Annotated in this window: 19 protein-coding genes and 1 pseudogene; 13 read left to right on the top strand and 7 right to left on the bottom strand. The window is 70.0% G+C overall.

Translation table 11 applies throughout. The features are described from left to right. Positions 1-172: 172 nt before the first annotated feature. Positions 173-379: a hypothetical protein gene (locus ACIBO1_RS22095; RefSeq protein WP_396749418.1), complete on the top strand. Its 207-nt coding sequence runs from the start codon at positions 173-175 to the stop codon at positions 377-379. Between the two features lie 16 nt (positions 380-395). Next, positions 396-1,076: a YdcF family protein gene (locus tag ACIBO1_RS22090; RefSeq protein WP_396749438.1), complete on the top strand. Its 681-nt coding sequence runs from the start codon at positions 396-398 to the stop codon at positions 1,074-1,076. 6 nt (positions 1,077-1,082) lie between these two features. Here ACIBO1_RS22090 and ACIBO1_RS22085 read toward each other — a convergent pair. From ACIBO1_RS22085 to ACIBO1_RS22075, 3 genes and pseudogenes are all read right to left on the bottom strand, one after another. After that, positions 1,083-1,836, bottom strand: a pseudogene (locus ACIBO1_RS22085) (hypothetical protein). Further along, the gene (locus ACIBO1_RS22080; RefSeq protein ID WP_396749416.1) at positions 1,808-2,383 is read right to left on the bottom strand and encodes a flavoprotein; all 576 of its coding nucleotides are present in this window, start codon (positions 2,381-2,383) and stop codon (positions 1,808-1,810) included. The pseudogene ACIBO1_RS22085 and the gene ACIBO1_RS22080 overlap by 29 nt, the downstream one beginning before the upstream one ends. Then, entirely contained in the window at positions 2,380-3,717 is a 1,338-nt protein-coding gene (locus ACIBO1_RS22075; protein ID WP_396749413.1) for a hypothetical protein, read from the bottom strand. The genes ACIBO1_RS22080 and ACIBO1_RS22075 overlap by 4 nt, the downstream gene beginning before the upstream one ends. A gap of 223 nt (positions 3,718-3,940) precedes the next feature. On the opposite strand from ACIBO1_RS22075, the gene amcA reads away from it, so the two are divergent. The 5 genes from amcA (at position 3,941) to ACIBO1_RS22050 (ending at position 7,260) form a co-directional block, all read left to right on the top strand. Beyond that, a complete protein-coding gene (amcA, locus tag ACIBO1_RS22070) occupies positions 3,941-4,303 on the top strand; it encodes a multiple cyclophane-containing RiPP AmcA (protein WP_396749411.1) in 363 nt (120 codons plus the stop codon). Positions 4,304-4,371: 68 nt separating this feature from the next. Continuing rightward, positions 4,372-4,707, top strand: a complete 336-nt coding sequence (locus ACIBO1_RS22065) for a hypothetical protein (protein ID WP_396749435.1) — start codon at positions 4,372-4,374, stop codon at positions 4,705-4,707. Between the two features lie 150 nt (positions 4,708-4,857). After that, on the top strand, positions 4,858-5,526 hold the full coding sequence (locus ACIBO1_RS22060) for a pentapeptide repeat-containing protein (RefSeq protein WP_396749408.1): 669 nt from the start codon (positions 4,858-4,860) through the stop codon (positions 5,524-5,526). A gap of 334 nt (positions 5,527-5,860) precedes the next feature. Beyond that, positions 5,861-6,586 carry a hypothetical protein gene (locus ACIBO1_RS22055; RefSeq protein ID WP_396749406.1) on the top strand — a complete coding sequence of 242 codons (726 nt, stop codon included), beginning with the start codon at positions 5,861-5,863 and terminating at the stop codon, positions 6,584-6,586. A gap of 14 nt (positions 6,587-6,600) precedes the next feature. Continuing rightward, positions 6,601-7,260 carry a hypothetical protein gene (locus ACIBO1_RS22050; protein ID WP_396749404.1) on the top strand — a complete coding sequence of 220 codons (660 nt, stop codon included), beginning with the start codon at positions 6,601-6,603 and terminating at the stop codon, positions 7,258-7,260. Positions 7,261-7,425: 165 nt separating this feature from the next. On the opposite strand, the gene ACIBO1_RS22045 is transcribed toward ACIBO1_RS22050, so the two are convergent. Further along, on the bottom strand, positions 7,426-7,974 hold the full coding sequence (locus ACIBO1_RS22045; protein ID WP_396749402.1) for an NUDIX domain-containing protein: 549 nt from the start codon (positions 7,972-7,974) through the stop codon (positions 7,426-7,428). 88 nt (positions 7,975-8,062) lie between these two features. Here ACIBO1_RS22045 and ACIBO1_RS22040 point away from each other — a divergent pair, with 88 nt between their 5' ends. Next, positions 8,063-9,016: an aldo/keto reductase gene (locus tag ACIBO1_RS22040; RefSeq protein ID WP_396749399.1), complete on the top strand. Its 954-nt coding sequence runs from the start codon at positions 8,063-8,065 to the stop codon at positions 9,014-9,016. Positions 9,017-9,139: 123 nt separating this feature from the next. On the opposite strand, the gene ACIBO1_RS22035 is transcribed toward ACIBO1_RS22040, so the two are convergent. After that, on the bottom strand, positions 9,140-9,688 hold the full coding sequence (locus ACIBO1_RS22035) for an SMI1/KNR4 family protein (RefSeq protein WP_396749397.1): 549 nt from the start codon (positions 9,686-9,688) through the stop codon (positions 9,140-9,142). 117 nt (positions 9,689-9,805) lie between these two features. On the opposite strand from ACIBO1_RS22035, the gene ACIBO1_RS22030 reads away from it, so the two are divergent. The 5 genes from ACIBO1_RS22030 to ACIBO1_RS22010 all read left to right on the top strand — a co-directional run bounded on the left by ACIBO1_RS22030 (position 9,806) and on the right by ACIBO1_RS22010 (position 16,079). After that, positions 9,806-10,741, top strand: coding sequence for an oxidoreductase (locus ACIBO1_RS22030; RefSeq protein WP_396749394.1), 936 nt, complete (start codon positions 9,806-9,808; stop codon positions 10,739-10,741). 295 nt (positions 10,742-11,036) lie between these two features. Continuing rightward, positions 11,037-13,331 (top strand): M48 family metalloprotease, encoded by a 2,295-nt coding sequence (locus tag ACIBO1_RS22025; RefSeq protein ID WP_396749391.1) that lies wholly within the window; start codon positions 11,037-11,039, stop codon positions 13,329-13,331. Continuing rightward, positions 13,328-13,750 carry a hypothetical protein gene (locus tag ACIBO1_RS22020; RefSeq protein ID WP_396749388.1) on the top strand — a complete coding sequence of 141 codons (423 nt, stop codon included), beginning with the start codon at positions 13,328-13,330 and terminating at the stop codon, positions 13,748-13,750. The genes ACIBO1_RS22025 and ACIBO1_RS22020 overlap by 4 nt, the downstream gene beginning before the upstream one ends. An 87-nt stretch (positions 13,751-13,837) precedes the next feature. Further along, positions 13,838-15,502 carry a sigma-70 family RNA polymerase sigma factor gene (locus tag ACIBO1_RS22015; RefSeq protein WP_396749386.1) on the top strand — a complete coding sequence of 555 codons (1,665 nt, stop codon included), beginning with the start codon at positions 13,838-13,840 and terminating at the stop codon, positions 15,500-15,502. Between the two features lie 160 nt (positions 15,503-15,662). Beyond that, positions 15,663-16,079, top strand: coding sequence for a hypothetical protein (locus tag ACIBO1_RS22010; RefSeq protein WP_396749384.1), 417 nt, complete (start codon positions 15,663-15,665; stop codon positions 16,077-16,079). 84 nt (positions 16,080-16,163) lie between these two features. On the opposite strand, the gene ACIBO1_RS22005 is transcribed toward ACIBO1_RS22010, so the two are convergent. Then, the gene (locus tag ACIBO1_RS22005) at positions 16,164-16,769 is read right to left on the bottom strand and encodes a DUF305 domain-containing protein (protein ID WP_396749382.1); all 606 of its coding nucleotides are present in this window, start codon (positions 16,767-16,769) and stop codon (positions 16,164-16,166) included. Then, positions 16,754-17,545 carry a lytic polysaccharide monooxygenase gene (locus ACIBO1_RS22000; RefSeq protein WP_396749380.1) on the bottom strand — a complete coding sequence of 264 codons (792 nt, stop codon included), beginning with the start codon at positions 17,543-17,545 and terminating at the stop codon, positions 16,754-16,756. Before ACIBO1_RS22000 ends, ACIBO1_RS22005 begins: the two co-directional genes overlap by 16 nt. Positions 17,546-17,581: the final 36 nt, after the last annotated feature.

The raw sequence follows: 17,581 nt of genomic DNA, 5'->3' as shown, positions 1-17,581 counted from the left end.
GAACTCTCGGGGGTAGGGCTTGGGCACAGCGACATCCTTCCAGCTCACCGTCAGGGCAAGCCAACTCAGATGTCACCTATCGGTGCAGCAGACCCCGTAGAGCAGCTAGGCCAGAGCATCCTTGCGTGGAGTCGGCGTCGCCCCGTCGCCTCACAACCCCTACGCTGGCGGCATGAGGGAACCCAGTGCGGACCGGACCTACGCCACGCCGGATGACCTCCCGATCTCGGCTTTGCTGCCTGAGCTGCTGCGGAGTGTTCGTGAGGGGCAGGTCGTCTACCTCAGCGAGCAGGACGAACCGGTCGCCGCTGTCGTGCCGCTGGAGGTAGCGAGGGCAGGCCTGGCGGCACTGGGCCGAGCCGACGAGAGGCTGCGATGACGGTCCGGCCTGGTACCTGTTGATGAATCAGCGCCCGGCGGCGCCTGCCGAGTCGATCCCCGACGAGATCCGTGTCGATGTGGAGACGCTGTGGCGCTACCACGACATGGGCCACGAGCTGAGGCCGTGTGACGTGGGGATCGGGCTGGGCAGCCATGACCTTGGTGTCGCGGTGATCGCGACGCGCCTGTTCCACCAGGGGCTGTTTCCCTGGATCGTGTTCACCGGGGCGAACGCTCCGACGACGGTGGAGCGGTTCCCTCGCGGCGAGGCTGTGCACTACCGCGAATACGCGATGGAGCAGGGCGTCCCGGCGGATTCGATTCTCGTGGAGCCACGGGCGACGAACACCGCTCAGAACCTGGAGTACACCCGGCAACTGCTGGCCGAACGGCGTATCCCGGTGCAGTCAGTGCTGATCATGTCGCGGCCTTACCAGCAGCGTCGGGCGTACGCCACGTGCGGGCTGATGTGGCCGGAGGTCGACGTGGTCTGCGCGTCGAACCCGTTGGCACTCGACGACTACGTACACAGCATCGGCGACCCGCGGCGAGTGGTGGAGATGCTGGTCGGCGACACCCAGAGGATCGAGGTGTACGCCGAGCGCGGGTTCGCGATCCCACAGGAGATGCCGGACGAAGTCCGGTCCGCCTTTGAGCGACTGGTGGCGGCCGGCTACACGAGCCGGCTGGTCTGACGACGGCTACCAGCGTGGTCCACCCGATCGGACGCCCATCCGTTCGCTGAGTTCGACGGCCAGTCGAGGCGGCCGGGGGCGGATGAGGATGTCTCGGACAAGGTCGCGGGAGAGTCGGTGGTAGCGCACCTGATCTGGGCCGATGACCTCCGCGTCCAACAGCGCGCCGAGGGCATCGTCGATGCGGTTCCAGCGCGCCAGTGCTCGCGCGGTCTCGATGACGTGGCGGACCTGCCGCTCGACGGGCAGTACACCGGTATCGAGTGGGGCACCTATGGCGATGGCGCGTTGCACGTCGCCGAGTTCCATCGCCACGGTCGTCTTGTGGATCGATACGTTGGTGGGTCCGAAGGCGGTCCACACGTGGTTGGCGTCGGCTTCGGCGATGTGGGTGTCTGCGGAGGCGCGGTCGTCGTCACGGGCGGCGGCCAGCGCGCACACGAGGTGCAGACTGCCGCATCGCGAATGTTGGTAAGCGGTACAGATCTCGGCCACGTCGTAATCGATCTCACGCAGGGCCGGCGCATCGACAGCAGCGGGGCTGGCCAGAGCGGGCGCGAGGTACCGGTAGTCGTGAAGCGCGGCGCGCAACGCGGGAATGGTTTCACGCCCTGAGTCGTCGGACCACTCGAACAAGCTCGGTGTGCCGATGAGGTCCCCAAGAGAGACATCGAGGGCCTTGGGCGATTGCGCGAATCACCAAGAGGCGGTCCAGGTCGGCGCGGTCCAGGTCAGCCGTCGGTGGATGTGGTTGGACAATCCGTGAGGACGAGTCGGGTCACGGTCTCGAACGCAATCGTCCACGGGAAGGCCCGTTGCTGGGTTCTCCCACTGCCGGGCGGGTGTGGTTTCCATTCGTCTTCGGGGCCGAGGAGGATGCGAACCCCTTCGTCGCGGAGGCTGGCCACGGCGCGGCGGAAGGGTAGGCGGGCGGCGAGAGCGGCGTTGACGAACGGGACGATGACGGTTGGTACCTGCCGTCCGATCAGTTCGGCGACTGAGGTCATGGCGTAGTTGTCGGCAAGGCCGAGGGCGATCTTGTTGATTGAGTTGTACGTCGCGGGTGCGATGATCAGAGCATCGGCGGTGGGTAGCGGGCGGCGGTCGCCGGGGGAGGCGCGGTAGCTGGATCGCACCTCAGTGTCGGCCAACTTCTCGATTGCAGGTACGTCGATGAAGTCAATGCCGTTGGGCGTGGCGGTGACGGCGGTCGTCCAGGAGTGCTTCTGCGCGGCGCTGATCAGTTGGGTCACGTCGGCGGCGGGGCCAGCAGCGCAGACGACGATCTGGAGGTGGCCGCCGGTCATAGCGGGATCCCGGCCCCTCGTGCAAAGTCGACGACGGCGGTGCGGGCCGAGCCCTTGGCAAGGAGCGCCAGATCGGTGGCGATGCGCTGAACGGCCGGGCGGCAGCGAACTTCCTCGGGTGCCACCTCGTATGCGGTGCGCAGCGCGCTCAGGCTGTGCTCGTGACGTCCCCACTGGGTGTAGGCGCGGGCGACATCGACGTACAGCGACGCTCTGCGTTCGGCGAGCGTCACCTTGTCCAGGGGTACCGTGCGCGCGATGCTGATAGCCGTGCCGGCATCACCGAGGGTCAGGGCGACGTTGACCCGGTGAAGCAGGACGTTGGCGGCACCGAACCCGGTCCACCGGTCGTTGCCGTCGTAGCCGAGTCGGGCGGCGGCGCGGTTCGCTTCATCGAGCATCGCTTGCGCGGTGTCACGGTCGTCGCTGCGGGCGGCAGCGACGGCACCTCGGAGGACGAGGGCGCCATAGACGGCTACCGCGTCAGTCGACGTGAGGCGCGTGTCCCGGTCGAGCACACCGGCTGCGTTGCCGGCGAGGGTCACTGCCTGCTTGTCGTGGCCGTTGCTCATCAGGGCGTGAGTCATGATCCGGGCACTCGCGGCGAGCGCGACCGGCTCTTCACTCGTCGCAGCGGCTCGGGTGCTGCGCTCGGCCGCGACCAGGGCCATGCCTCGGTCGCCGACCTTGAGCAGGACGCTGCCGACGACGTGGTAGAGGTCCGCTGCCAGGACTTCGATGTGCCTTCTCTGTTCGCCCTGCGCGCTGGCCCTGGCGGGTTCGAGTGCGGGCAGCAGCGTTACGAGCTGGTCAAGGGCGCGTTCGTACCGGCAGGCTTGGTAGTCGATCTTCGCTGCGGCCACGGCGCGGGAGAACTGTTGAGCGGAGAGCGTCACCGCGTTCGGATGGCGTGGCGAGACGAGCGCGTCGAGTAGTGGCGCCACGCCGGGCGCAGCGGCGACGCTGATCGTCGCCCCGCGTAGCAGATCTCTTCGTCGCACGTCACCATCCGAGCCCGAGTCACCGTGTCCGTCATCGCCAGTATCCGTATCCATGCCGGCGATCGGCAGCGTGGTGCTCACGGTTGCACCGCTGGTGCGCGTCGCCAGCAGGGCCTCGAAGCGTTCCCGTGCGTCGGGCGTGGCTCGGGCCAGCACGGTGTCCAGCGCAGCTTGCATGTCGGCGCGTGGGAGGACGTTGTCCCCCTGGCTACTCCACTTGGCCACTGTTCGTCGGGCCGCGCCCAAGTGCTCGGCGAAGGCGGTCACGCTCATCCGCAGCGCGTTGCGCAGCGCGTTCGCCTCCCGGCCGGTCCAGGTCGTCACCGGAGCCATCGCACGTCCCTCCGCAACGGACAGTCATCGGCCCGGTGATCGTACCGGCACGCGGGGTGACGGCAGGTGCACCGCTAGTGCACCGATCGGACATTCCGTCTACCCGCCTCCCCGTACCAGGCTGGACGTGTCGGCGCGCCGCTTCCCCCAGCGCTCCGGCAGGTCAGCGGCAAACTCACCTCAGGGAGAGCCAGATGGGCGTGCCTTACGGCGGCAGGTCGGAATGCGACCCGAGGCACCGGCAAGTGCTCGCGCCGGGCACTCCGTCGACCGTACGGGTGACTCCTCGTTCGCGTACCGCCATCGGGGCTGCGTGGGCGGGCGACCGGCGGTCTGTTCCCCGCCGTTGGCCGACGGCGGTGGGCTTGCCGGCATGTCGGCAAGCCCACCGCGTACAAGCAGCGGGTCCGAGTGGGGGCCGGTGATGAGTGTGTACATCTCGCGTAACGCGATGATGGGCGATCTGCCGCGAGAGCGGTCGCCATCGGCTCCACCGATACAGCCGGGACCGGCCGACCCGCCGCTGCTGACGCACGTTTGGCGGATCGTGTTCGAGCGGCAGGTACTGGAGCGCGGTCAGCGATGAACAGCGACGAAGACCACCCCGTGGGCGCTGAACCGCCCGCGCCATCGGAGCAACCGCCGCTACGGCCGATGGCTTCACCAGGACGGCCGGTCGAGGCAGTCCGCGCCGAACCATCCCGGCCGCATCTGCCCATACGGCCGCTGTGGCTGTGCCGGCGGTGCGGCCATCCGTGGCCGTGCGGCGCGGCAAAGGTCGTCCTCCTGGCGGAGTACCGGGACAGCCCGGTCAGCCTCTTTCTCTACCTGGCCAGCTGCCTGCACGACGCGATCGACGATCTGCACCAGGTGCACCCCCACAACACCGGTAACACCGCCGATGTCTTCGACCGATTCCTCGGCTGGCCCGCCCAACACCGGAGGCGCCGCCCGCCTACGACCGAACCGCAGGCACCGCAGGAGACATGAGCGTGCTCGGAAATCGGGTCGCCGCCCTGGGAGTCCTGCGATCGACGGAAGATTTCATACCCTGGTCCTGCAGCCCGCCAGCTTCTGCAACTGGCAGCGTCGGTCGACGCGGGGTGGCGTGCCCACCCCGCCCGTACAGGTTGAGGAGACATGCGGACGACGACCGTGGGTGACGTGACCCTTCTCCTGCCGGACCTCGATCCGGAGGACCTGGAGCAGGTCACCTACCTGTCCGACGGTGACGTCCGCGACGGACTTGTCGACGGGGTCTCCTGGCGTGGTGAGCAGCTTGCGGAACGGAGCGTCCGAGGCTGCCGGATCACCGGCGCGGACCTCAGTGAGGTCAGCTGGGAGGCGGGGGCTCTTTACGGGTGCGAGGTCGTGCGGACGGACCTGTCCGGCGCGACCCTCACCGGCATCAGCATCGAACGGTGCGCGTTCACGGGATCCCGGTTCACCGGCACCCGGCTCGTCGACGTCCGCCTCAAAGACGTCCTGTTCGACAACTGCCGGTTCGACTACGCCACCCTGAACCGCGTCAGCGCCGCCGGTTCGGTGGCCTTCACCGACTGCACCTTCGGCCACGGCAGATGGTCGTCCTGCCGCCTGCCCGGCGTCGCCCTGCGTTCCTGCGATCTCGGGCACCTGGAGTTGGAATCCTGCCGCCTCGACGGCGCGGATCTGCGGGGTAGCCGATTGCATGACCTGAGGACACCGTTGGACAACCTGAAAGGCGTCGTCCTCGGTGAGGATCAAATTCCTGATCTCGCCCGTCTAACCGTCGAGGCCCTGAACATCATCGTCCGCGCCGAGGGCTGATCGAAGCCGAGAAACACGCTGATCGCCTTGTCACTTCGGCAGCCATTCGACCACGGCCATCGCTGTGCGCATGTCCGTCACTGCGAGGTCGACGCCGAGGGCCAACCCGCACCACTCTGGGTGCCGATAGCGCAGCAGGACATGGCTCGACCGACGGTCGCCAGCCGACGTTTGGCTGTGTTCGAGATCCGATGTGCTGAGTCAGAGCCGGGCGTGGCTGCCGCGTTGAGGAGAACCGTCGTCGGCTTCGTCCATGTTGGTCGTGCTGCATCGCCTTCGGACACATTAATCGATGGATGTTGACTAGGCTCTTGGACGATCGGGGGAGGATCACATGTCATCGCGTACGGGGACGAGCGCGCTTCTTGCGGTGGTGTTGTCGGTCGTACTGGCCGGTTGCGGCACCGATAGCGGCACACCACCACCACCGGCCGGACTGAGCTCATCGCCAGCGACCGCAGCGCCAGCGCCCGGCGAGGCAGCCTCGGTTGAGCCCGAGGCCGCGCCGGTCAATCCCGTCGAGGTGCTTGCCCGCAATACCCGGCGTGCGTATGCGGCGTGTGGCGGCTGCGGAGGAGTGCTCGCCCTTTCCGGTGCCGACCTACAGGCAGCGATCGACTCTCTGGTTGCCGAGCACTCCAAACAGGCCGGCCCGCCGCTGACGCGAAAGAACGCGGAGCTTGCCCTCTACGGGCCGTCCGGGACGACGCCGAAGGTGGCGGGGGACAACGTCCAGGGATACGACGTGTTGTTCTATGACGCGTCGGGCAAGCTGATGCTGGGACGTCAGGTCAAGACGTTCGCCGGCAAGCCCAACCAGTTTCCGAACCGACTCCGTGCCGCAGCGCCGACCATGAAATATGAAGGAGAGCTGCTGGTCCAGGTAGCGCCCGGTGTCGATGCGGCGGCCGTGGAGGGCATGATGAAGGGCTTCTGGGGCAACCGCTCCGATGCGCGGCTGGCGGCCTATCAGAACATGTGGGTGGCATTTCGGTCTCCGGACGGAAGGCCGCTCGGTTTGTGGATGCCGGGCGCGCGCGGCATGGGCGTGCCGGGCTGAACGGGAGACGACCTGTGGGGATAGACGCCAGCTTGTTCTGCCTGTGTCGACGGGTCCAGCTTGTCCTCGGCAAGCCCGTACGTCACTCGTGGGACGACATCATCTACTTCGCCTACGCGCACCCGAGTACGCCCAACCACAGCCAGTCGCGGGAGATGTCGGGGGCGTTGTGGAGGATCTTCGCTGAGCATGTCGGCCACCAGTTGCAGGTGATCTACGACTCTCAGCTGGAGTACGACGAGATGTGGGAGCCGCCCGGGCCGCCGGCCATGATCGGCGGTGACGAGCCGGATGATATCGAGTTCAGCGACTATCTGGCTGGCTGGCCAGAGGACTCTTTCGCCGACTACTCGAGTGACGGGTGGGATGTGTCGAAGACCGGTTACCTGGTCTGTTTCCGCTGTCGGGAACGGCTCTGCCTGGGGCAGGCGGTACGCGATATCGGCGGTCGGGTGCTGTTCTTCCACCGTGGTGGTCCGGAGGCACCGGCCAACTCCCGGCAGCCGGTACTCAACCGGGCGGCCTGGCGGTTTCTGGCCCGCCACGCCACGCACGAGATGCCGATCCTGGTCGGCCCACCGTACGACCGGAACATCGACGGTTACGTCGAGATCGGCGGGCAGCGGCCTGACGATGTCCCGTTTGACGATTACCTGGCCAACTGGCCCGGGTAGGCCAGGGCATTCACCCGGGCACGTCGCTCCGCACCAGCGGACGACGTCACCCCGACAGCCCACCCGAGGCGCGTCACGGTGGTGCTGCCTGGATGCTCGGCTGCCATGGACCGCCTCACCACCCGGCCGGGGACGTCAGCGTCGATCATGGAGCTGGGGCTGCCGTTACGCCGGGTTAGGAGTGTTTTGTGACGACCAAGGGTCCATGATCGGCGTTGCTGGGGGCGGGAGCTCGACGCCGTCCTCCAGGTAGACGCCGCCGTGTCCGATGGCGGCGATCGCTGCGGTGACCCGTCGGGCCAGCCGGGGGATGAGCACCTCGCCGATTCGCTCCGGCTCGACGAACTCGATGCGGCTGACCTCGTCGGAGCACAAGCGGATCGCCGCGATCTGGTCTGTGGTGAGTGTCCCGCCGTCGAAGACGAACATGAGGCCGCCGTCCCACGGCGGGTTCGGCGGCACCCAGTCGACGCAGAGCAGCTTCCCGGTGGCGATCGAGAGACCCAGTTCTTCCCTGACCTCGCGGGCGCACGCCTCCGCCGGGGACTCGTCCGGTTCCACCGCCCCGCCGGGGATCTCCCGCGCGTCCTGGTACGTCGGGCAGACCACCAACACCCGACCGGCCTCGTCCCGCAGGACGATGCCGGCAGCGGCGCGTACGCGCGTGAGGCCGGCGAGGTAGGTGGGGTCGGGCCCGCTCGATGTCTCGGCCATGCACCGACCCTATGGCCTCGCCCGCGAATGAGACTCCGGTGTGGTTTCTATGCTTGGGCGACGGATCCCGCCCACCTCTGGAGGAACGATGCGGCAACGTGAACTGTCCGGTGGCTCGGGAATGCAGGTCAGCCACATGTGTCTCGGTGCCATGCCCTTCGGGACCGAGATCGACGAGCCGACCTCGTTCGCGATCCTGGACCGGTTCGTCGAGGCCGGTGGCACCACCATCGACACCGCGAACTGCTACTCGTTCTGGGTGCCCGGTGGGTCCGGCGGCGAGAGCGAGGCGGTGCTGGGGCGCTGGCTGGCCAGCCGGGGCAACCGGGACGACCTGGTGCTGGCGTCGAAGGTCGGCTCGGGGTTGGCGGCCGGCGGAGGGGCCGAGGGACTCGGCGCGTCGGTGATCCGGGAGCAGCTCGTCGGCTCGCTGAAGCGGCTCGGCGTCGACCATCTCGACGTCTACTACGCCCACCGGGAGGACCGCGAGACCTCCGACGAGGAGACCCTGGCCGCGTTCCACGAGGCGGTGACCGAGGGCAGGGTACGGGCGCTGGGCGCCAGCAACCACGCCGCGTGGCGGCTGGCCGAGACGCGGGCGTTGGCCTCGGCGCGGGGCTGGACCCCGTACACGGTCGTCCAGCAGCGCTACTCGTATCTGCTGCCGCGTCCGGCGACCGTGCTGCCGGAGGGCGGGCACGTGCACGCCAGTGACGAGCTGCTGGACCTGGTACGCAGCCGCGACCTGACCATGTTCGCGTACAGCACGCTGTTGTGGGGCACCTACACCCGGGCGGACAAGCCGTTGCCGGAGCACTACGCGCACCCGGGCACCGAGCGTCGGCTGCGGGTGCTGGGGGAGGTGGCGGCCGAGGTGGACGCCACCCCGAACCAGGTGGTGTTGAGCTGGCTGATGGGCGGAGAGCCGGCGATCGTGCCGATCGTCGGGGTCAGCTCGGTGGCGCAACTCGACGAGTGTCTCGCCGCGGCCGACCTGAAGCTGCCGACCGAGCTGCGTCAGCGCCTGGACGAGGCTGCCTGAACCGGAAGCGCCTGAGCTGGGCCGCCTGAGCAGGAAGTGCCTGGACCTGGTCGCTTGAGGGGACGCGAGGATCGATCCGGGCAGGGGACGCGGAATCGGCGCCGGGACCGTCCCCGGCCCGGCTCAGTCGGCGGCGCGGGCGCGGGCCTCGTCCCAGAGGGACATGTCGCCGGGGTCCTCGCCCGCCTCCGCCGCGTTCCACCACCCGGTGTCCTCGACGTAGTGGGTGAGCCAGGCGTGCAGGCTCGGGGAGTCGACGTACCAGGCGGCGTCGGGGTCGCCCGGGTTGGGTTCGAAGAGCAGCACGGTGCCGTCGACGGATCGACAGTCCACGCAGGCGTACATGCCGCAGCCCCAGTCGAGGATGGGCAGGACGCCTTCGGGCCAGGCCCATTCCGTACCGGCGTCGTCGGTGCGGGCGGTGAGGTAGACGTCGACGGCCTGGTCGCCGTCGGCTCCGTCGACCAGGCCGAGCAGTTGGTAGTCGGGGCCGAAGCCGCCGTTGGCCAGTTCGCCGTAGAGCTGTGCGAGCAGCGGGTGCAGGCGGAAGCCGAGCCGCTGCTCGGCGCGGGCGATGGCGTCCGGAGACAGGGGCGCCGGCAGGTCGTCGGCGATGTCGTCCGCACGGATCCGAGCGGTGATCCGGGCCAGCAGGGCGTGGTGGTCGGGCACGGACGGAAGCCTGCCACAGCCCACCGACGCCGACCGCGCTTGACGGGACGACGGTACGCGGGAAGCCTTGTCAGGCCTGCGATGCCGGTCGTCGGCGGCGGGCCGGAGGGGTGACGGATGAGGCGCTGGACGTACGACGATGTTCCCGACCAGCGGGGTCGTACCGCGATCGTCACCGGCGCCAGCACCGGTCTCGGGCTGGAGACCGCCCGGCTGCTGGTGGGCCGGGGTGCGCGGGTGGTGCTGGCCTGCCGTGACCAGGCTAAGGGCGAGGCGGCCGTGACGCGGATCCGTGCGCAGTTCCCGGCGGCCGAGGTGCGGTGTCTCCGGCTGGACCTGGCGGATCTCGACTCGGTCGCCGAGTTCGCCGCCGCGTACCGGGCCGAGCACGACCGGCTGGACCTGCTGGTCAACAACGCGGGTGTGATGTATCCGCCGCTGCGGCGTACCCGGCAGGGCTTCGAGTCCCAGCTCGGGGTGAACCACCTCGGGCATTTCGCGCTCACCGGTCGGTTGCTCCCGGTGCTGCTCGCGACCGAGGGGTCCCGGGTGGTCGCGGTGGCCAGTAACGCGTACCGCACCGGGCGGATCGACTTCGACGATCTGAACTGGGAGCGGAGGCGCTACGGGCGGTTCGCCGCGTACGCGCAGAGCAAGCTCGCCGTGTTGCTGTTCGCGCTGGAGCTGGACCGTCGGCTGACCGCGGCGGGTGCGCCGGTGCGGGTGACCGCGGCCCATCCGGGGTGGACGTACACCGGTCACAGCCAGGGCCGGGACCGGTTCGTCGACGTGGTCAACGCCGTCGGGCGGTACGTGGCGATGAAGCTCGACGACGGGGTGCTGCCGACGTTGCGGGCCGCGACCGATCCGGGGGCGGAGAGCGGCAGCTACTGGGGGCCGGCGCACCGGATGGAGAACTCCGGTCCGCCGGTGCGGGCCCGCCGGAGTGCGCGGGCGCTGGACGTGGCGGTGGCGGCGCGGCTGTGGACGGAGAGCGAACGGCTGACCGGCGTGCCGATCACCGTCGACCCGATCGGTCGTACCGGGCCCTGAGGGTCGTGCGGCCGGGCCGGGGAACCGCGCCGCGACCCGGGTGGTGATCCGTGGAAGTTCCATCTTTGCCGGCGCTCGCGCGGGTAATCATCGACGCAGATGTCGAATTGCCGCATCCGGTGGATTAAGGGGCGGAGTAAACGGGGTGGCGCGGTAGGCATAGACCGGAGTAGGGTCTGCGCCTACCCCGCTACGTCTCCTGACTGAGTCATGGCCCGGCGGCCTCCCCAGGAAACAATTCTCCGATGGGTGCCGGGTCGCCCTTTGCCCTGTTCGGCCTCGTGGAGGAGTTTCCGTGCAGCAGCACGATCCCGATGCGGCGCAGCCTTACGGCGATCAGCAGAATCAGATTGCCGACACTTCTTCCCCTTCGACGTCACCGCCACTGCCACCGGCATCTCCACTGCCACCGCCGTCTCCACTGCAGGCGTCCGTCGGCGAGGGGACTCGGTCCGACCCTGGCGGGGGCCGGCTGGCCAACCGTCCGCCCGGCTATCCGAACGCCGTCGTCTGGCTGCGGGTCGGCATCCTGCGGGACTGGCGCGGCGTCCTGGGCGCCTTCCTCGCGGCCTGGCTCTACGTGCCGGTGGCGTTGTTCACCGCGGTGGTGAGCGCGACGGTCGCCGCACTCACGCTCGCGTTCACCGGCGGCGGGATGGTCGCCGACCAGGTGCCGCACGCGGTACGCGACGCCCCGATCATCGGTGGCCTGATCGATTCCTTCCTCCAGCAGTCCGGTGGCCCGATCGGCGCTTTCGTCGGCGCGGCCATCGCATTCCTGATCGGCCTGCTGATCGTTCCGGTCCTCCGGTTCAACGAGGTGGACGGTCTCGTCTCCCTGCTGGCCCAACTGGTCGGAATGGTGGGCGCGGCCATTGTGCTGGGCCTTCTCTACACGCTCTACCGGGTGTTGCTGGAGCACCGATTGTTGCGGGTGTCGGGTGCCCGTGATCTCAGTCGACGGGAACGCGATCTGATTCTCCCGATCCTGCACGAATGCGCGCAGCGGCTCGGTCTGCCGAATGTGCCGCGACTGCTGGTCGAAGACGATCTCGTCACCACGAACGCGCGCGCGTACGCCCGGCACGTCGTGGTCACCACCGGTCTGCTCACCGACTCGCCCGAGGAGATCGCCGCGCTGCTCAGCCACGAGTTGGTGCACTGGCGCACCGGTGACGAGATCACCTCGGCCTTCGTCCGGGGTGTCGGGCTGCCCCTGGTCCTGGTGCACGCGGTGCCCACCTGGCTGATGCGCAGGTTCCCGCACCCGGCCACGAATCTGTTCGTCTTCCTCTTCTTCTGGCCGGTCCTGCTGACCATGAAGTACCTGGTGCAGCCGCTGCACCGCGCCGACGTGCGGGCGGCGGAGTACCGGGCGGACCTCGGCGCGGTGGCAGCGGGGCACGCCGACGGTCTGCGGGCCGTCCTGGAGCGTCGCCGGTCGTTCGAGAGCGGGCGCAGTGGCTGGGACGAGGCCGTCTGCGCCGAGCACCCGCCGAACGAGCTGCGCCTGGACCGGCTGGAGCAGGTCCAGGCCGCAGGCGACGTCCCGGACACCGGGACGCCACCGAGGCGGGTGGTCGCGCCGGCAGAACTCTTCGGTGGCGACGACCCGGTCAGCGTCCGGCGACCGGCCCTCATCGGTGCCGCCGTCCTGTTGTCGCTCTGCCTGGTCTCCAGCCTGCTCGGGGTCGTGCAGTGGGGCTTCTTCCGGCCGGTGACCGCCGTCGACGGATACTTCTCGGCGCTCGCGGACCGGGACGTGGACGACCTGGCCGGATGGCTGAGCCCGGAGGTCGAGGCGGCGGTGCGCGGCGACGACCTGCTCGGCAGGATGATCGAGTCGGCCGACTACCAGCCGCCCTCCGACGTCGACGTCACGGCGATCGAGCGGGAGGAGGACGACGCGACCGCGACGGTCTCGTTCCGGCTCGGCGAGGAGCGCATGGAGGCCGAGCTGACGCTGCGTCGGGACGACGGGTCGACGGCGGGCATCTTCCGGGGCTGGCACGTCGTCGGTGGGGTGTCCAGCCTGGACGCGGTCGCCGGTCAGCCGGGCCTCCTGGTCAACGGGGTGGCGGTCCCGGAGGGCCCGGAGGGGCAGTCGGTGCTCTCCGTGCCGGGCGTGTACGTCGTCACCGCTGCCGCCAGCCCGCTGAGCGAGACACCGGCACAGCAGATCAGCGTGCTGCCCGGTGCCGGCGCCGCGACGCCGATCCAGGTCGTGCCCGAGTTGAAGCCCGCCGCCCGGTCGGCGGTCGACGCGCAGGTGAAGGAGTACCTCGACGGCTGTGCGCGGCAGACCGTCGCCACACCGCAGGACTGCCCGTTCCGGTTGAGCGGCTACCAGGGCGCCAAGGGGATCAAGTGGACGATCACCAGTTACCCCACGCCGCAGATCGACCTGCTCGGCCCGGCGGCGGCGCAGGTCAGTACGCCGTACGAGGAACGGGGCGAGGTGCGGGTGACCGGGACCTACGAGTCCTACTTCGGTGAGGAGGAGTTCAGCGACACCTACACGCTCGCGGTCACCGGCATGGTCACCGCCGCCGGTGAGGAGCTCACCTTTCAACCGGAGGTGGACGAGTGAACACCGGCGGGTCCGCAGCGGGACGGCAACCCGTCCGGCTTCAGATGATCACCACGCTCCGGCAGCCGGCCCAGGTTCCGCTCGTCGACTGGATCCACCGGCGGCCGGAGTTCCGGGCCGGGGTACGGGACCTGAGCGGGCGTACCGGTGGGCGGGCCGGCTTCAGCGAGGCCGTCATCATCGCGGTGGTGGCGCAGAGCCTGTTGCCCGGGTTGTTCGCCCTGCTGCAGACGTGGCTCAGCCAGCAGCCCAGCGGTGCCACGGTCCGGGTGCGGATCGGCGAGTCGGAGGTGGAGGTGCAGGTGACCGGGCGGACCGATCCGCGACAGTTGTTGGACCAGGTCACCCGGACCCTCCAGGAGAACCGCGAACCTCCCCGCCCCGAACCGGACTCCGACTCGGCGCGACCGCCCTCGTGAAACCGGCCATGGGCCGGCGGCAGTCGATATGGTGTGACGTCGTGCTCGGCGGGACCCGCCCGTACGAAACGGCCTAGGCGGTGCGGTATGACGATCACTGCGGACCACGCCGCGTTGGTCGTCGCCGCCCAGGCGGGGGACCGGACGGCACGCGACCAGCTCGTCTCGGCGCACCTTCCGTTGCTCTACAACCTCGTCGGCCGGGCGTTGAGCGGGCATCCGGACGTGGACGACGTGGTGCAGGAGACGCTGCTCCGGGTGGTCCGTGACCTGCCGAGCCTGCGGGCACCGGAGAGCTTCCGCTCCTGGCTGGTGGCGATCGCGCTACGTCAGATCGCCAGTCACCGGCACCGGGTCCGGGCTGCTGTCGACCGGGTCACGGTGGTCGACGCGGTGGACCGGATGCCGGGCGGCGGTGACGTGGAGAACGAGGCGATCCTGCGTCTGCACGTGTCGGACCAGCGTCGCCAGGTGGTGGAGGCGACCCGGTGGCTCGACCCGGCGTACCGGCCGATGCTGGCGCTCTGGTGGCAGGAGTGCGCCGGTCGGCTGACCCGGGGTGAGGTCGCCGCCGCCACCGGCACGACGGTCGCGCACGTCGGCGTGCGCCTGCACCGGATGCGGGAGCAACTGGACCTGGGCCGGACCATCGTCGCGGCGCTGTCGGCCCGTCCGCGCTGCCCGGACCTCGCGACGACGGTGGGTGGCTGGGACGGACATCCCACACCGGTGTGGCGCAAGCGGATCGCTCGGCACGTCCGCGACTGCCCGTACTGCGGGGCGGGCGCGGTCGACCGGGTGCCCGCCGAGCGGCTGCTGCTGGGCATCGCGTCGCTTGCGGTGCCGGCCGGCCTGACCGCCGCGTTGGTCGCCAAGGGCCTGCTGGCCGGGGCGGCCGGCGGCACCCCGGTCCTGGCGGCGCACGCCGTCGCCGGGGCCGTGGCGGTCGGTGGGACGACGGTCGGTGGAGCGACGGCCGCCGGTGGTGCCGCGATCGGCGGTGCGACGGCGGTCAGTGGTGGGGCTGCCGTTGGTGGCACGGCCGGGCAGGGCGGCTCGTTGCTGGGCATGTTCACCCAGGCGGTGGTGGCGCATCCGGTGGCGAGCGTCGCCGCCGGGGCGGTGCTGATCGCCGGCACCACCGCCGGCGTCGCGCTCCGGCCGGATCCCGCGCCCGCGCCGCCGCCGGCCGTCGCGGCGCCGGTGACGTCGTCGGCCGCCCCGCCGCGTCCCAGCCCGACTCCGGCGGCCACCACCCCGTCAGCGTCGCCGTCCGCATCACCGACGGCGGTACGCCCGCCCGTGCCGACCGGGACCATTCCACCGGGTACCTGGTCGTTGGAGTCCGTACGGGCACCGGGCCGGTACCTGACCGTGGACGGTGACGTGGCCGGGCTCGCCGAGGTGACCGGGGCCAGCAGTGCGCAGGCCCGTCGACGCGCCACCTTCACGGTCGGTCGAGGTCTCGCCGACCCGGGCTGCGTCACCCTGCGCAGCGCCGACGGGCGCTACCTGCGGCATGCGAGCCTGCGCCTGCGCCTGAGCCCGGACGAGGGCACCCGGTTGTTCCGCGAGGACGCGACCTTCTGTCCCGAACGTGGCGCGACGGCCGCCTCGGTGACGATGCGTTCGCACAACTATCCGCACCTCGTCGTGCACGAGCGCGACATCGGGTTCTGGATCGACTTTCCCGACGGTACGCAGGCGTTCGCGCGGGCGAGTTCGTTCCGGGTCCGTACCCCCTGGGCCTGACCGCCGGTCGATCTTGTCCGGTCGGCGACGGACTTTTCGTAATGCCGGTCCCGCGTGCGCGCCTCCTACTGCGTGAGGCGTCGGCGGCTCACCACCGGTCGTACGCCGCACGCCGTTCGTCCGAGTCGGCGGGAGTGGGTATGCGGGTGAGGCCACGGTCATGACCGACGAACTCCCGCCGCCGATCCCGCACCAGGTCGTGGCCGAGCCGGCCGAGCATCCGCCGATGCGTCCGCTGTGGTTGTGCCGCCACTGCGGTCATCCGTGGCCGTGTACGCGCGGCAAGCTCGCCCTGTTGGCCGACTACGAGGGTGCCCCGGTCAACCTCTTCGTCTATCTGGCCGGCTGCCTGCACGAGGCGATCGACGATCTGCATCGCCTCGATCCCTGCCAGACCGGCAGCGCCGCCGACATGTTCGACAGGTTCCTGGGCTGGCCGAACCGACTGAACCGGCGGTACCGGGTGACGCGGATGAGCGGGCCCGGCGACCGGCCGACGGGAGGTCGACCGGTGCTGCCCGATCGCGCGGAGCATGCCGACGAGGGCGGTCGGCAGGAGCAGGACCGGCTCGGTTAGCGCCGACTCCGGTGGCCGCCGGTCAGTTCGGGGGACGGCCGGTGCCTCGGCCGTCCCCCGAACTGCCCCTGACGGGCGCGGTGGCTACTTGGTCATCAGTTTCAGCATCTGCTGGATCCCGCCCTGCCGGGAGGCGCGTACCCGCTCGCCGAAGGCCTTGGTCTCGGCGTTCTCGCCGCCGGTGCGGACCAGGTTGGCCAGCTCCATCGCGTTGTGCTGGTGGGCCAGGAAGAGGCTCAGGAACGCCGAGTCGAACTCGGTGTCCTTGACCGTCGTCAACGCCTCGATCTCGGCCGGTCCGGTGCCGGGCAGTCCACCGTGGTGGGCGTGCAGGTTGGGCGCGGTGTCGACCTCGGTGGACTTGCCCCAGCTCTTGAGCCAGCCCTCGATCATCGACAGCTCGTCGGATTCGGTGACCTGCACCGCCTGGGCCAGGGTCTTCAGCTCCGGGTCCTGGGCCCGCTTCACCGCGGTGGCGGTCATCTGCAGGGCCTGCCGCTGATGGTGGACGAACATCTGCAGGAACATCACGTCGGTGTCGTTGTACTCGTCGCCGGCCGTGATCTCGGCGACCGTCGTGTCACTCGTCGACACGGGCGGCGGCTGTGCGGCGGGCGAGCTGCACGCGCCGAGCAGGAACGGGACGACCAGGGCGGCGGCGACCAGTCGGCGCCTCACAGCGGCAGCCACAGCGCGAGGGTGTAGATCGAGGGCTCCCAGCTGTTGATCGCGGTGTGGCCCTGTCGGCACTCGTACCGCTTGCCCTCGAACGTCACCACGTCACCGGTGCGGTAGCTGACGCCGGCCGCCCAGGCGTCACCGCCGGCTGCCGGCGGCGGGGCCGCGCTGGTCGGTGCGGCGGTGGTCGGCGCGGTGCCCGGCCGGGTCGGCGCCGTGGTGGTCGGTGCGGTGGTGGGCGCGGCCGTGGTCGGACGCGGGGCGGGCGCGGCACCGCCGCCGCCGACGATCAGGTCGACGCAGTTGTAGAAGGCCATCGGGGTGTCGCCGATGTTCCAGACCGCGAGCAGACGCTGCCGACCCGGGAAGTTGCTCAGGTCGATGGTGTGCGACACGGTCGCGTCCGGCTGGGCGTTGCCCTCGTCGATCCTGGCGACCCGGTTGCCGTCGATGAAGTACTCCCAGTCGGCGGTGCGGTGCCGGGCGGTCAGGACCCAGGTGAGCGTCACCGAACTACCCACGTTCCGGGCCGGCCAGTCGCGGGACTCGTCGGAGAGGACGGACCACTGGGCCACTCCGCCGTCGCACCGCTGGGACCCCTTGGGCGCCTCGACGCTCTGCGGCTCGAACTGGATCGGGCCGCAGTCGGTGACCGTCCCGGCCGCGCAGAGTGCCTGTCGGCTCGGCGGGTTGGAGACGTATCCGTGGGCCTGGGCGGGCGAGGAGACCGCCAGGGACGAGGCGACCATGCCGAGGGCCACCAGTGGGTAGGTGATCTTCCTGCGCATCTGAACTCCATACGGCTCGCTGCGGCTGTGACGGCG

Origin of the sequence: Micromonospora sp. NPDC049903, assembly GCF_044460945.1 — a bacterium.
Lineage (GTDB): Bacteria > Actinomycetota > Actinomycetes > Mycobacteriales > Micromonosporaceae > Micromonospora.
The sequence above is the reverse complement of the archived record's forward strand: the minus strand, read 5'-3'. Positions and strand labels throughout refer to the sequence as shown.

Excerpts from the sequence above, each read along its gene's own strand:
- ACIBO1_RS22095 (WP_396749418.1), top strand. The coding sequence starts at position 173 with ATGAGGGAACCCAGTGCGGACCGGACCTACGCCACGCCGGATGACCTC.
- ACIBO1_RS22080 (WP_396749416.1), bottom strand. The coding sequence starts at position 2,383 with ATGACCGGCGGCCACCTCCAGATCGTCGTCTGCGCTGCTGGCCCCGCC.
- ACIBO1_RS22075 (WP_396749413.1), bottom strand. The coding sequence starts at position 3,717 with ATGGCTCCGGTGACGACCTGGACCGGCCGGGAGGCGAACGCGCTGCGC.
- amcA (WP_396749411.1), top strand. The coding sequence starts at position 3,941 with ATGCGACCCGAGGCACCGGCAAGTGCTCGCGCCGGGCACTCCGTCGAC.
- ACIBO1_RS22065 (WP_396749435.1), top strand. The coding sequence starts at position 4,372 with ATGGCTTCACCAGGACGGCCGGTCGAGGCAGTCCGCGCCGAACCATCC.
- ACIBO1_RS22060 (WP_396749408.1), top strand. The coding sequence starts at position 4,858 with ATGCGGACGACGACCGTGGGTGACGTGACCCTTCTCCTGCCGGACCTC.
- ACIBO1_RS22055 (WP_396749406.1), top strand. The coding sequence starts at position 5,861 with ATGTCATCGCGTACGGGGACGAGCGCGCTTCTTGCGGTGGTGTTGTCG.
- ACIBO1_RS22045 (WP_396749402.1), bottom strand. The coding sequence starts at position 7,974 with ATGGCCGAGACATCGAGCGGGCCCGACCCCACCTACCTCGCCGGCCTC.
- ACIBO1_RS22040 (WP_396749399.1), top strand. The coding sequence starts at position 8,063 with ATGCGGCAACGTGAACTGTCCGGTGGCTCGGGAATGCAGGTCAGCCAC.
- ACIBO1_RS22030 (WP_396749394.1), top strand. The coding sequence starts at position 9,806 with ATGAGGCGCTGGACGTACGACGATGTTCCCGACCAGCGGGGTCGTACC.
- ACIBO1_RS22015 (WP_396749386.1), top strand. The coding sequence starts at position 13,838 with ATGACGATCACTGCGGACCACGCCGCGTTGGTCGTCGCCGCCCAGGCG.
- ACIBO1_RS22010 (WP_396749384.1), top strand. The coding sequence starts at position 15,663 with ATGACCGACGAACTCCCGCCGCCGATCCCGCACCAGGTCGTGGCCGAG.
- ACIBO1_RS22000 (WP_396749380.1), bottom strand. The coding sequence starts at position 17,545 with ATGCGCAGGAAGATCACCTACCCACTGGTGGCCCTCGGCATGGTCGCC.